Origin of the sequence: Jiangella muralis (assembly GCF_001270745.1) — a bacterium.
GTDB lineage: Bacteria > Actinomycetota > Actinomycetes > Jiangellales > Jiangellaceae > Jiangella > Jiangella muralis.
Map to the genome: position 1 here is coordinate 536,166 of NZ_KQ434753.1, position 11,929 is coordinate 548,094.

At 73.3% G+C, this 11,929-nt stretch carries 10 protein-coding genes; 1 reads left to right on the top strand and 9 read right to left on the bottom strand.

What is annotated here, in order from left to right:
* The 9 genes from ACW62_RS35135 to ACW62_RS08180 all read right to left on the bottom strand — a co-directional run.
* The coding region (locus ACW62_RS35135) for a nucleoside triphosphate pyrophosphohydrolase (RefSeq protein WP_205629211.1) at positions 1-619 on the bottom strand (619 nt) is incomplete at its 3' end.
* Positions 616-1,248, bottom strand: coding sequence for a SurA N-terminal domain-containing protein (locus ACW62_RS08145; RefSeq protein ID WP_053203551.1), 633 nt, complete (start codon positions 1,246-1,248; stop codon positions 616-618). The genes ACW62_RS35135 and ACW62_RS08145, both read right to left, overlap by 4 nt.
* A gap of 1 nt (position 1,249) precedes the next feature.
* Positions 1,250-4,897 (bottom strand): transcription-repair coupling factor, encoded by a 3,648-nt coding sequence (gene mfd / locus ACW62_RS08150; RefSeq protein ID WP_053203552.1) that lies wholly within the window; start codon positions 4,895-4,897, stop codon positions 1,250-1,252.
* 93 nt (positions 4,898-4,990) lie between these two features.
* Positions 4,991-7,225 carry an MMPL family transporter gene (locus tag ACW62_RS08155; protein ID WP_083459429.1) on the bottom strand — a complete coding sequence of 745 codons (2,235 nt, stop codon included), beginning with the start codon at positions 7,223-7,225 and terminating at the stop codon, positions 4,991-4,993.
* A 166-nt stretch (positions 7,226-7,391) separates the two neighbouring features.
* Positions 7,392-7,805 (bottom strand): type II toxin-antitoxin system VapC family toxin, encoded by a 414-nt coding sequence (locus tag ACW62_RS08160; protein ID WP_053203553.1) that lies wholly within the window; start codon positions 7,803-7,805, stop codon positions 7,392-7,394.
* Positions 7,806-7,852: 47 nt separating this feature from the next.
* The gene (locus tag ACW62_RS08165) at positions 7,853-8,095 is read right to left on the bottom strand and encodes a hypothetical protein (protein WP_053203554.1); all 243 of its coding nucleotides are present in this window, start codon (positions 8,093-8,095) and stop codon (positions 7,853-7,855) included.
* Between the two features lie 55 nt (positions 8,096-8,150).
* A complete protein-coding gene (gene menC / locus ACW62_RS08170; protein WP_083459482.1) occupies positions 8,151-9,272 on the bottom strand; it encodes an o-succinylbenzoate synthase in 1,122 nt (373 codons plus the stop codon).
* A 2-nt stretch (positions 9,273-9,274) separates the two neighbouring features.
* Positions 9,275-9,907 (bottom strand): MurR/RpiR family transcriptional regulator, encoded by a 633-nt coding sequence (locus tag ACW62_RS08175; RefSeq protein WP_053203556.1) that lies wholly within the window; start codon positions 9,905-9,907, stop codon positions 9,275-9,277.
* Positions 9,904-10,632: a GNAT family N-acetyltransferase gene (locus ACW62_RS08180; protein WP_053203557.1), complete on the bottom strand. Its 729-nt coding sequence runs from the start codon at positions 10,630-10,632 to the stop codon at positions 9,904-9,906. The genes ACW62_RS08175 and ACW62_RS08180 overlap by 4 nt, the downstream gene beginning before the upstream one ends.
* Before the next feature lie 107 nt (positions 10,633-10,739).
* On the opposite strand from ACW62_RS08180, the gene ACW62_RS08185 reads away from it, so the two are divergent.
* Positions 10,740-11,870: a M20/M25/M40 family metallo-hydrolase gene (locus ACW62_RS08185; RefSeq protein WP_053203558.1), complete on the top strand. Its 1,131-nt coding sequence runs from the start codon at positions 10,740-10,742 to the stop codon at positions 11,868-11,870.
* The last annotated feature ends 59 nt before the right edge of the window (positions 11,871-11,929 follow it).

Sequence of the window (11,929 nt, forward strand, 5' to 3'; positions counted from 1 at the left end):
AGCGGCGGGTCGAGTCGCGCAACGCCTGCTCGGGGTCGACGCCGCGGTCGCGGGCGGCCGCGGCCAGTGCGAACAGCGCGTCACCGATCTCCTCGGCGGTCTCCGGCGCGTGCTCCGGCGCCGCCGGCGGCGCGACCGGCACGCCGGCCTTCTCGACCCGGTGCACCAGCTTGGCGGCCAGCGACAGCGCCGGCTGGGCGAGCGGTACGCCGTCGACGGCGGACTCGCGGCCCTTCTCCTCGCGCTTGATCCGCTCCCACCGCTCGCCGACGTCGGACGCCGTCGGCGCCTCGACGTCGCCGAAGACGTGCGGGTGCCGGCGGATCAGCTTCGCCGTGATGCCGGCCGCGACGTCGTCGATTCCCCACGGCCCGGACGGCCGCTCCTCGGCCAGCCGGGCGTGGAACAGCACCTGCAGCAGCAGGTCGCCCAGCTCTTCGCGCAGGTCGTCGTCATGGCCCGACTCGATCGCCTCGAGCGTCTCGTAGGTCTCTTCCAGCAGGTACGTCGCCAGGCTGCGGTGCGTCTGCTCGGCGTCCCACGGGCAGCCGCCCGGTGAGCGGAGCCGGTCCATGACGGCGACCAGCTCGAGCAAGCGCGCGCCCGGCTGGTCGGTCACGAAGCCGATTCGGAGATCGAGCCGGTGTCGGCGCTGACGGCGAGGTCGTCGCCCCATTCGCCGTAGCGCGGGTTGACCTCGACGTTCAGCTGGTCGCCGAGGTCGGCGAGGGCCTGCGTGAGCCCCGCGTTGTCGCTGCCGGTCTCGTCGGAGTACGCCTGCGCGATCAGCTGGTCGGCGACGCCGGCCCGGAACGCCTGCTCGGTGTAACCGGCCTGCGCGAGCGCCGCGCTGAGGTCGCCGCCGGGCGCCTGTGCGGAGATCTCGTCGATGGCGTCGTCGATGTCGGCCTCGCTGACCTGGATGTCTTCGTCGGCGGCCAGCCGCAGGAAGATCTCGTGCTGGATGTGCCGGGTCAGCACGGTGCGCTGGAACGCGGGCATGCCGCCGGCCGTCTGGACGTCGAAGCCGTCGAGCCGCTCGGCGTGCTCGACCTCGTTCTGCAGGTCGTCGACGGTGAAGCGGTCGCCGTCGACGACGACGGCCGCGCCGATCTGCTCGGAGTCGCATGCGGTCAGCGCGACGGCGCTGGCCGCAGCGAGGGACGCGATGACGAGGCGGCGGATGGTCGACACGGTGATCCTCTTCGTTGGTTCGGCCCGCAGCGGGTGGACGCTGCCCGGGCGCATCTTATCCAGCATGGGTTCCGGCGCGTTCGGGCTGGTGGGCGATGACGTCATCGATGACGGTCTTCGCCCAGGCCAGCAGCTCGACGCCACGCAACTGCGGCCCGCCGATCTGGGCCGGCCGCGGCCGGGGCACCAGCATCGTCCCGACGGCGTCCTTGACCAGTGACTTCGGGTACAGGCGGCCGAGCCGGACCCGCTGCCAGTCGGCCAGCTCGACATGCGCGAACCGGATGTAGGTGCCCTGGACGGTGACCTCGGACAGCCCCGCGCGCCGGGCGTGCGCCCGGAACCGGGCCACCGCCAGCAGGTTCTCGACCGGCTCCGGCGGCGCGCCGTAGCGGTCGACCAGCTCCTCGAGCACGGCGTCGACCGCGGCGTCGTCGACCGCCTCGGACAGCCGCCGGTACGCCTCCAGCCGCAGCCGCTCGCTGGCGACGTAGTCGTGCGGGATGTGGGCGTCGACCGGCAGCTCGACGCGGACCTCGGGCTGCGCATCGGCGCCGTCGCCGCGGTACTCGGAGACCGCCTCGCCGACCAGCCGCACGTAGAGGTCGAACCCGACGTCGGCGATGTGGCCGGACTGCTCGCCGCCGAGCAGGTTGCCCGCGCCGCGGATCTCGAGGTCCTTCATCGCGACCTGCATGCCGGCGCCGAGGTCGGAGTGCTGGGCGATGGTGGCCAGCCGCTCGTGCGCCTCCTCCGTCAGCGGCGTCTCGCGCGGGTAGAAGAAGTACGCGTACGCCCGCTCGCGGCCACGGCCCACCCGGCCGCGCAGCTGGTGCAGCTGCGACAGCCCCAGCCGCTCGGACCGGTCGACGACCAGCGTGTTGGCGTTGGAGATGTCCAGGCCGGTCTCGACGATGGTCGTGCAGACCAGGACGTCCACCTCGCGCTGCCAGAACGCGTTGATGACCTGCTCCAGCGCGTGCTCGCCCATCTGGCCGTGCGCCGTGGCGACCCGCGCCTCGGGCACCAGCTCGCGCAGGTGCGCCGCCGTCTTCTCGATGGTGTCGACCCGGTTGTGCACGAAGAACACCTGGCCGTCGCGCATCAACTCGCGCCGGATGGCCGCGCCGACCTGCTTCTCGTCGTACCCGCCGACGTAGGTGAGGACGGGGTGCCGCTCCTCCGGCGGGGTGGTGATGACGCTCATGTCGCGGATGCCGGTGATCGACATCTCCAGCGTCCGCGGGATCGGCGTGGCCGACATCGTCAGCACGTCGACGTCGGCGCGCAGCTGCTTCAGCTTCTCCTTGTGTTCGACGCCGAAGCGCTGCTCCTCGTCGACGATCAGCAGGCCGAGGTCCTTGAACCGGACGTCGCCGGTGATGAGCCGGTGGGTGCCGATGACGACGTCGACCGTGCCGTCGTGCAGCCCTTCGATGGTGGCCGTGGCCTCGGCGTCGGACTGGAACCGCGACAACGCCCGGATCGTCACCGGGAACGGCGCGAACCGCTCGGAGAACGTGGAGAAGTGCTGCCCGACCAGCAGCGTCGTCGGGACCAGCACGCCGACCTGCTTGCCGTCCTGCACCGCCTTGAACGCCGCCCGCACCGCGATCTCGGTCTTGCCGTAGCCGACGTCGCCGGCGATGACGCGGTCCATCGGGATCTCGCGCTCCATGTCGGCCTTGACCTCGTCGATGGTGGACAGCTGGTCAGTGGTCTCGACGTAGGGGAACGCGTCCTCCAGCTCGCGCTGCCACGGGGTGTCCTGGCCGAACGCGTGACCGGGCGCGGCCTGGCGGGCGGCGTACAGCTTGATCAGCTCGGCGGCGATCTCCTTGACCGCCTTGCGGGCGCGGCCCTTGCGCTTGGCCCAGTCGCTGCCGCCGATGCGGTCGAGGTGCGGCGCGTCGCCGCCGACGTACTTGGTGACCTGCTCGAGCTGGTCGGTCGGGACGTACAGGCGGTCGGCCGGCTGGCCGCGCTTGGACGCCGCGTACTCGACGACGAGGTACTCGCGGGTGGCGCCCTGCACCGTCCGGCTGGTCATCTCGACGTAGCGGCCGACGCCGTGCTGGTCGTGGACGATGTAGTCGCCGGGCTTGAGCTGGAGCGGGTCGACCTGGTTGCGGCGCCGGCTCGGCATGCGGGTGGTGCCCTTGGTGGACACCCGCTGACCGGTGAGGTCGTCCTCCGTCAGCACCGCGAGGGCGGCCGCGTTGGCGATGAAGCCGTGCTTCAGAGCGCCGGTGGTGACGAGGACGACGCCCGGCTTCGGGGCGGTGTCGACGTGCTCGACGTAGCGCGCGGGCACCTCGGACTCGCCCAGCACCTCGACGACGCGCTCGGCGGTGCCGTGGCCGCCGGTGACGAGGACGGCGCGGCCGCCGGAGGCCAGCCAGCCGGAGAGGTCGGCGACGGCGCGCTTGGTGTCGCCGCGGTACGTCTCGGCCGGGCGGACGTCGACCTCGCGGGTGTCGACGGCGCCGGCCGTCACCATCGCGTCGCCGAGGTCCACCGCGTAGAGGTCGGCGTCGAGGTCCGCCTTCTCCGGCGTGGCGTCGGAGCCGCCGAGGCCGAAGGAACTGAGGCTCCACCAGGGCAGCCCCTGCCGGATCGCCTGCGCCCGCACGTCGCCGAGCGTGTGGTACGCCGCCGCGCCGAGGTCGATCGGCGCGGTGCCGCCGCCGGCCGCCGCGGCCCACGACGCGTCGAGGAACTCCTGGCTGGTGGCGACCATGTCGTGCGCCCGGGTGCGGACCCGCTCGGGGTCGCAGACCAGCACGTGGGTGCCCGCGGGCAGCAGGTCGATCAGCATCTCCATGCGCTCGACCAGGACCGGTGCCAGCGACTCCATGCCCTCGACGGCGATGCCGGCGGCGATCTTCTCCAGCATCTCGCCCAGCTCGGGGTGCTCATGCGCGAGGGCGGCCGCGCGCCGCCGGACGTCGTCGGTGAACAGCAGCTCGCGGCACGGCGGCGCCCACAGCCCGTTCTCGGCGGCGTCGGTGGAGCGCTGGTCGGCGACGGTGAAGTAGCGGACCTCCTCGACGGTGTCGCCCCAGAAGTCGACCCGCAGCGGGTGCTCCTCGGTCGGCGGGAACACGTCGACGATGCCGCCGCGGACGGCGAACTCACCGCGTCGCTCCACCAGGTCGACGCGGACGTACGCGGCGGCGGCCAGCTGCTCGACGACGGAGTCGAGGCTGACGTCGTCGCCGGGCCTCAGCGCGACGGGGCGGAGGTCGGCCAGCCCCGCGACCTGCGGCTGCAGCACGCTGCGCACCGGCGCGACGACCACCCGCACCGGCCCGCCGGACTCGTCGTCGGGGTGCACCAGCCGGCGCAGCACCGCCAGCCGCCGGCCGACGGTGTCGCTGCGCGGGGACAGGCGCTCGTGCGGCAGCGTCTCCCACGCCGGATACTCGACGACCGACTCGGGCGGCAGCAGGCAGCGCAGCTCAGCGGCGAGATCCTCGGCCTCGCGCCCCGTCGCGGTGACGGCGAGCACCGTCCGCCCCGCGCCGACGCCGTCGCCCTCGCCGTCGGCCGCGATGGCGCCGGCCACGAACGGGCGCAGCGCCGGCGGCGCGGTGAGGTCGAGCGCGGTGACCGCGCCCGTGCGCGCGTCGGCGACCGCCGAGCGCAGGGTGGGATCGCCGTCGTCGCCGAGCAGGGCGGACAACAGGCCGCTGAGAGACATCGGTAGACCTTCCGGGCACGCAGACGTGCCCCCAAAACCTGGTGGAGTGGGGGTCGTCTACGAGAATACGACGTCTCGGGCCCGACCTCGTGGTCAGTGCTCCAGTTGGGGCAGCTTCTGCAGCGGCTTGGGCAGCCACCAGTTGCGCTCACCCAGCAGCGCCATGATCGACGGCAGCAGCACGGCCCGCACGATGGTCGCGTCGATGAGGATCGCCGCGGCCAGGCCCACGCCCAGCTGCTTGAAGTCGATGGCGCCGAGCGTCGCGAAGATCGAGAAGACCGCCACCATGACCACGGCGGCGCTGGTGACGACGCCGGCGGAGCGGATGATCCCGGTGCGGACCGCCTCGCGCGTCGTCATTCCGGCCTTGGCGCCCTCACGGATCCGGCTGACGACGAACACGTGGTAGTCCATCGACAGGCCGAACAGGATCACGAACAGGAACAGCGGCAGCCAGGTGATGATCGCGCCGGTCGACTCGAACCCGAGCAGCCCTTCGGCCCAGCTGTTCTGGAACACCAGCGTCAGCAGCCCGTAGGACGCGGCGACGGAGAGCAGGTTCAGGCCCGCGGCGGTCAGCGCCACCGCCAGCGACCGGAACGCCATCACCAGCACGATGATGGTCATCAGCAGGACGAACCCGATGACGACCGGCATCCGGTCGGCGAGCAGGCCGCGGAAGTCGACGTTGCCCGCGGTCATGCCGGTGACGCCGGTCTCGGCCCCCTCGACGCCGTCGAAGGCGGCCGGGACGAGGTCGTCGCGCAGCGCCTGCAGCGAGTCCTCGGCGCGGGCGTCGTCGTGCTCGTACGGCACCGGCACGTCGATGCGGGCGACCGAGCCGTCGACGGAGTACTCGGCGGCCAGGCCGTCACCGGCGGCGAACTCCGGGTCGGCGGCGACGGAGTCGTTCAGCGTGACGACGGCGCCGTCGACGGCGTCCTGGTCGAGCGGCGAGCCGTCGGGCGTCCATACGGCGACGTCGTGCGCCGCGCCCTCGGAGGGGAACGCCGTCGTGATGGCGTCGTAGGTCTGCACCTCGGGCACGTCCTTGGACAGGTCGGAGATGCCCGGCTGCGACAGCTTCATCCCGAGCGCCGGGGCGGCCAGCGCGAGCAGCGCCAGCAGGCCCGCGACCAGCGCCGTCTTCGGGTGCCGCAGCACCGGGCCGAGGATGGCGCGCCACCCCCGCGGCTCGCCGCCGTCGCTGCGGCGCAGCCGCCACAGCAGCGGGACGCGCGGCCGGTCGATCCAGCGGCCGAAGATCGCCAGCAGGGCGGGCAGCGCCGTCACGGACCCGACGACGGCCACGGCGACCACCAGGATGGTGCCCACGGCCAGCGACTGGAAGGTCGCCTCACCGGCGAAGAACATGCCGGCCATCGCGATGACGACGGCGATGCCGGAGACCACGACCGCCCGCCCGGACGTCGCGGCGGCAACCGCGACGGCGTCCATCGTGCCGCGGCCCTTCTCCCGCTCCTCCCGCTCCCGGCGGACGTAGAACAGCGAGTAGTCGACGCCGACCGCCATGCCGACCAGCAGCACGACCGAGGCCAGGATGTCCGTCGACGGCACGACGAAGGACGCGAACGCCGACAGCCCCATGGCCGCGATCACCGACGACAGCGCCAGCAGCACCGGCACGGCGGCGGCGATCAGCGCGCCGAAGACCACCAGCATGATCAGCAGGCTGACCGGCAGCGACAGGTACTCGGCCCGCTTCAGGTCGTCCTCGTAGACCTGGTCCAGGGCCTCGCCCAGCGACGCGTCGCCGACCTGCCCGACGGTCAGGCCGGTGCCGTCGCCGCCCGCCTCGACCACCCGCGCGACCTCGGCGGCGGCCGCGCTCGCGGCGTCCTCCTCCTCGGCGTCGGTGCCCGCGGGGACGTCCAGCGTCACCTCGTACAGCGCGGCGGTGCCGTCCTCGGACACCTGCGGGTCGGCCACGCCCGCGACGCCCGGCGCGGCGGCCAGGTTCGCGGCCAGCGTGGTGACGGCGTCCGAGCCGGTGTCGACCGCGCCCCCATCGGCGGCCCGGACCAGCACCGACTCACTGAACGGGTCGTCGAAGTCGGCCTGGAGCAGCGCCTTGTCGGCGCCCGCGGACGCACCGACGCCGCCGTCGCCGTCCTCGACCTCCTTGGTGCCGACGGCGCCGCCGCCGACGATCGCGGCCGCGACGAACGCCAGCCAGAGGACGATGGCCAGCCATTTGTGGGCGGCGCTCCAGCGGGCGACGCGCACCACGAGTCCGTGGCGCGGCGGCGGGGGCGGTTGCGGCGCCGGTGTGGGCGGCCGATCGAGCGGCAGGGTCGTGGTCATGGTGCGTCCCGTCGGTGAGAGTCCGGTGAAGTCGCGTCTCACTCTCGCCGCGCCGGGACCGCGCGGTAACCCGGAAAGCCCCCGATTCGCCCTGGGGGATACCCCCGGTCGCGTGCTGGGGTCAGCCCAGAGACACGAGCCTGACCAGGGGACTTCTCAGTCGGCGTCAAGGCAGGAGGGTGAATGCCTCCACATGCGCCGGCCGCACCGCCGCGAAGTGGCGTCGGTCGACGGTCGCCACTTCGTGCAGCCCCAGCCGTTCCGCGGTGGCGACAACGACGGCATCGACGAAGCCCAGTGGGAAGTCCGCGTACTGGCGCACCAGCTCGGTGGCCCTGTCGAGATCGGCGGAGCTGAACGGCACCAATTCGATCTCGCCCGCCCGAACAGCGTCGAGGAACGTCGCCTCTGCCCGCGTCCCCAGGCCTTTCTGGATCAGGTAACACACCTCGACCAACACCGGAACCGGAACCAGGATCGGCCCGGTGATGCTGCCGAACAGCTCGAGGCAACGTGCATGCCATCGGTCGCTGCGGTCAGCAAGAGCGACCAACGGTCCGGTGTCGACGAGGACGGCCATACGATCATCCTGCCCACACCGACCGACAGTGTCCGGGCGACACCCGGTTAGTCCTTGCCGAAGCCCTCATCGAGATAGCGGTCGGCGTTCTCAGCGAGATCGCCGCGACCGGATTCACCGATCCCGGCGAAGGACAGCCCCTGCGCGCCTGAGTCGCCTGGCCTGCGCTCGCGGCCCGCGGCAGGCGCCTCAACGAGGTCCTGCGCCAACGCACGCAGATGACGCACCTGCCGAGGCGTCAGACGATCGATCAGCTCGTGCAGGTGCTGGTAGTCCGCAGCTGCAGTCATGCCACAAGTATGCGACGTCACTATGGAGTTCTGCATAGGGCTATGGAGGAAACACTCAGCTGTCGGCGGCAATCTCCGCGGAGCGCACCGTTGCCGAGGCGAGGAAATCCTCGTCGACGGTGTGGCCGAGGCCGGGGCCGGTGGGCACCTCCACCACACCCGCGGCGGCGGTGATGGGCGGTGTGACGACGTCGCGCTCGTAGTACTTGTCCGACGCGGACACGTCGGACGGGAGGGTGAAGCCGGGCAGGCTGGACAGCGCGACGTTGGCGGCCCGGCCGACGCCGAATTCGTGCATGCCGCCGCACCAGACCGGGATCTCGTGCTCGGCGGCGAGGTCGTGCGCGGCCACCGCCGGGCCGAGCCCGCCCAGCCGCGACACCTTGATGTTGAGCACCTTCAGCGCGCCCAGCACGACCGCCGTGCGCAGGTCGTCGAGGGTGTCGATGGACTCGTCGAGGCAGACGGGGGTCTCGATGTCGCGCTGCAGGGCGGCGTGCGCGAGCAGGTTCCGCGGCGCGAACGGCTGCTCGATCATCGACAACCCGTACCCGTCCAGCGCGCGCAGCGCCCGCACCTCGTCGTCGGACTCGCCGTAGGCGCCGTTCGCGTCGACGTGCAGCATCAGGTCGGGGAACGCGGCCCGGACGGCGCGCACCGGCTCGACGTCCCAGCCGGGCGCGATCTTCAGTTTCACCCGCGGGTACCCGGCGTCGACGTGCTTGCCGACCTCGACCAGCAGGTCGTCGACGGTCGGCTCGATGCCCAGCGACACGCCCGCCACGACGGAGGCCCTGGTCCCGCCCAGCGCCGTCGCCAGCGACACCCCGCCGGACAGCGCCCACAGCGTCCAGGCCGCGATGTCGACGCCGGCCTTGGCGAACTGGTGGCCGCGGACCTTCGCCCACAACCCGGCCACCTCGGCGGGGTCGTCCCAGCGCGCGCCGACGACGGACGGCAGCAGGTACCGCTCCGCGACCAGCCAGCAGGTGTCCACCGTCTCCGGCGAGTAGAACGGGTCGGACGCGGACGCGATCTCGCCCCAGCCGGTCGCGCCGGACTCGTCGGTGAGCCGGACGAGGATGTGGTCGAGGTGGTCCTTGGCGTGCGAGCTGGTGCGGAACCGGTGCACCAGCGGCAGCCGCACCAGGTGCAGGGACGCATGGATGACGCGCACGGTCATTCCTCCCAGTAGAGGTCGAGGTCGTGGGCCAGCCGGTCACGCTCGGCCAGGCGGCGGCGGGCGCCCTTCGCGCTGGCGGTGGTGAGCGTGGCCAGCAGGTGCACGACGGCGGCGACGGCGGTGGGCGAGTCGGCGTACGAGGCGCTCGCCGTCGGCACCACGATGGACTGCGCGGCGACGGCGGTGAGCGGCGAGTCAGCGGTGTCGGTGACGGCGACGACGGTGCCGCCCGCGGCCGCGAACCGTCCGGCCAGCGCGACCGTCTCGCGGCGGTACCGGCGCAGCGAGACGGCCACCAGCACGTCGGTGTCGCGGACGTCGGCGAGCACGTCGAGGTGCCGGACCAGCGTGCCGTCGACCAGCGTGACCTTGGACAGCCCGGCGGAGAGATCGGCGGCCAGCAGCGAGGCGTACGCGAACGACTTGCCGGTGCCGGAGACGAACCGCCGCCGCGCCGCCACCACCGTCGCCGCCGCGGCCGCCACCGATCCGTCGGCCGCGACCCGCTCGAACGCCTCGGCCAGCGTGCGGGTCTCCTGCTCCATCACCCTGGCCTGCAGCGACGCCGACGACGACGGCCGCTGCAGGCGGGCGCCGAACCGCTGGGACGGGCTGCTCAGCTCGGTCATGGCGCGGACCGGACGAAGCGGTAGGCGCCGGTGTCGGGCGAGAGCCGGACGCACGACACCGCGACCGAGCCGTCGGCCAGCAGCGACGCGATGACGGCGCCCAGCTCGCGCCGCTGCTCGGCGGTGGACGTCAGCGGCAGCGGCAGCCAGGTGTCCGGGCCGGCCGGACGGGGCCGCAGCCAGCCGGCCGGGTCGTCGAGCCCGGTGGGCAGCCCGGCCGGCGCCGGCGCCTCGCGGCCGCGGCGCTCGTCGTCGAGGTCCCAGTCGACGATCAGCCGGTCGGTGTCGGGCAGCCCGAAGAACTCCGACCGGAACCACCGCCCGGCCGCGCCGAGCACGTCGAGGTTGAAGTGCGCGTTGCGGACCACCGACGGGTCGAACGACCAGCGCATATGGGTCTGGCCGCCGGCCAGGGCGACCTCGCGCTGGCCGCGTTTGAGCGCCCGGCCGAGCCCGCGGCCCTGCTGCCCGGCCGCGACGACGGCGGCCTGCGAGTAGTGGTAGACCTCGCCGCGGTCGATGCCGACGAAGCCGTACGCGAACGCGACGAGCTCGCCGCCGGCGCCGCGGACGCCGACCACCGAGCCGCCGTTGGCCGCCAGCGACGAGAGCAGCCGCGGGTTCACCGAGTGGGCGGGGTCCTGGTAGCCGAACACCTCGCGGTAGAGGCGGGCGGCGGAGGCGAGGTCAGCGGCCGACGTGAGCCGCTCGACACGCGGGGTCATGACCCTCCTAGGGGGTGTCTCCCAAGGTGCAGATACGGATCGCAAATCGCGCACTACAACCCGTCAACCGACCACATCGACGATGATACGGAACGTATAGTCGCACCATGAACGGTACCGCACCAGACCTCGACGCGCTGCTCGCCCGCCTGGAGCGCTACGTCCGGCTCGAGTCGCCCACCGGCGACGCCGCCCGGCTCGACGCGCTCGGCGAGGTCCTGCTGGCGCGGCACCGCGAGCTGGGCGCGACCGTCCGCCGGGTCCCGGCGCCGGCCGGCGACCACCTGGTCATGGAGCACCCGGGCCGCGGCCCGCAGGCCGGCGCGGCGCCGGTCCTGTTCCTCGGCCACCACGACACCGTGTGGCCGGCCGGGCACGTCGACGGGCCGATGCCGTGGCGGGTCGCCGATGGTGTCGCGCACGGGCCGGGCGCCTACGACATGAAGAGCGGCCTGGTCGTCATGGAGGCGGCGCTCGAACTGGCCCGCTCCGGCGGGGCCGGGCACCCGCCGGTGCGTGTCGTGGTGGTGGCCGACGAGGAGATCGGCTCGCCGACGGCGGGCGCGCTGGTCGCCGAGGCCGCCCGCGACGCCGTCGCCGCCCTCGGGTTCGAGTCGCCGCACCCGGACGGCTCGCTGAAGGCCGGGCGACGCGGCAGCACCCGGCTGCGGCTGGCGGTCGAGGGGGTCGAGGCGCACGCCGCCCTCGACCCCGACGCCGGCGTCTCCGCCGTCGACGAGCTGGTCGACCAGCTCATCCTGGTCCGCTCGATCGTCCGGCACGCCCCGGGCGACGTGCTGTGCAACGTCGGCACCGTCGCCGGGGGCGGCCGCACGAACGTCGTCCCGGCCGCCGCGCACGCCGACCTCGGGCTGCGCTTCGCCGACGCCGAGTCCGAGCGGGTGGTGCTGGACGGGCTGACGTCGCTGCGGCCGATCCGCGCCGGCGCCGCGGTGACCGCCGAGGTGCTGTCGCGGCGGCCCACCTGGGTGCCGGACGAGACCACCGCCGGACTGCTCGGCACCGTCCGGCGCGCCGCGGCGAGCATCGGCCAACGCGTCGACGGCGCCCCCGCGGCGGGTGGCGCCGACACCAACACCACCGGATCGCTGGGCGTGCCGACGCTGGACGGCTTCGGCCCGCTCGGGGCCGGCGCCCACGCCGTCCACGAACAGGTGGTCGTCGCGTCGCTGGCGCAGCGGGCCGAGCTGGTCGCGGCGGTGCTGGCGGAGCTCTAGCCTCGATGTTTCGTCTGGCCTGCGTGGCCGGGGATCGGTCACGGTGTGTTGGTGGCTCG

Excerpts from the sequence above, each read along its gene's own strand:
- ACW62_RS08145 (WP_053203551.1), bottom strand. The coding sequence starts at position 1,248 with ATGCGCCCGGGCAGCGTCCACCCGCTGCGGGCCGAACCAACGAAGAGG.
- mfd (WP_053203552.1), bottom strand. The coding sequence starts at position 4,897 with ATGTCTCTCAGCGGCCTGTTGTCCGCCCTGCTCGGCGACGACGGCGAT.
- ACW62_RS08155 (WP_083459429.1), bottom strand. The coding sequence starts at position 7,225 with ATGACCACGACCCTGCCGCTCGATCGGCCGCCCACACCGGCGCCGCAA.
- ACW62_RS08160 (WP_053203553.1), bottom strand. The coding sequence starts at position 7,805 with ATGGCCGTCCTCGTCGACACCGGACCGTTGGTCGCTCTTGCTGACCGC.
- ACW62_RS08165 (WP_053203554.1), bottom strand. The coding sequence starts at position 8,095 with ATGACTGCAGCTGCGGACTACCAGCACCTGCACGAGCTGATCGATCGT.
- ACW62_RS08175 (WP_053203556.1), bottom strand. The coding sequence starts at position 9,907 with ATGACCGAGCTGAGCAGCCCGTCCCAGCGGTTCGGCGCCCGCCTGCAG.
- ACW62_RS08180 (WP_053203557.1), bottom strand. The coding sequence starts at position 10,632 with ATGACCCCGCGTGTCGAGCGGCTCACGTCGGCCGCTGACCTCGCCTCC.
- ACW62_RS08185 (WP_053203558.1), top strand. The coding sequence starts at position 10,740 with ATGAACGGTACCGCACCAGACCTCGACGCGCTGCTCGCCCGCCTGGAG.